Source organism: Corallococcus terminator (genome assembly GCF_003611635.1).
Taxonomy (GTDB): Bacteria; Myxococcota; Myxococcia; order Myxococcales; family Myxococcaceae; genus Corallococcus; species Corallococcus terminator.
In genome coordinates this window covers 1-668 of record NZ_RAVZ01000762.1, presented here as the reverse complement: position 1 = coordinate 668, position 668 = coordinate 1, and the positions used below count along the sequence as shown (strand labels likewise).

General features: G+C 62.6%; 1 pseudogene. It reads left to right on the top strand.

Annotated features, from left to right (window positions below):
- Positions 1–458 precede the first annotated feature (458 nt).
- Positions 459–668: pseudogene (locus tag D7V88_RS42010) on the top strand (M12 family metallopeptidase); the annotation flags it as partial.

The window sequence follows — 668 nt, the reverse complement described above, 5'->3', positions numbered from 1 at the left end:
CCTCTGGGCCCCGACCGCAGACGTCTGCGTTCGGATTGGCCGGTGAACGGTCAACTGACCGGATAATCCGCCCGGAAGACCTTGTCGATCAGCCTCCCAGTTAACCGGCCAATCTGGACCTGCTGCCGTTGCCGGCCCCGGTGCACACCCCTGCGTGAGGTCCTTACGTGTCACCTGCCTCCATCGTCCGACGGTGAAAGGCAGGTGGCGCGGGTACCTGCGCCGTCGGCGGGCGCTGAGCGTTCCGCCCCTACGGCCGATCAGACTGTCCGGTTAACGGTCAACTAAAGTGATAGGCATATTTTTTCTTGGAGGGCCTGCTGCGGCGGATCCCTTCACGAGATTCCTGTGCTACTCCTCGCAACAACACTAGGCGCACTCTGCTATACGCCCGCTGCGAATCCCTCACAAGAAGTGGAGACACCATGCCCCGAAACCTCTCAAGGTCGGCGTTGGCCTTGCTTTTCATTCCGAGCTTGCTGCTCACGGCCTGTGGCGAGGAGAACCTGGCGCCGAGTCCCAGCCTGGACCCGGAGATGGCCCGAGTGCCGGCGGAGGCCCCGCTTCGCGAGGGCTATGTTTGGAACGTGGAGAGGGAGAAGTACGTCCCGGTGACTTATGTCGAGGTGGATGGCCTGGCCATCCAAGAGGGCGACATGGTCCTGGGA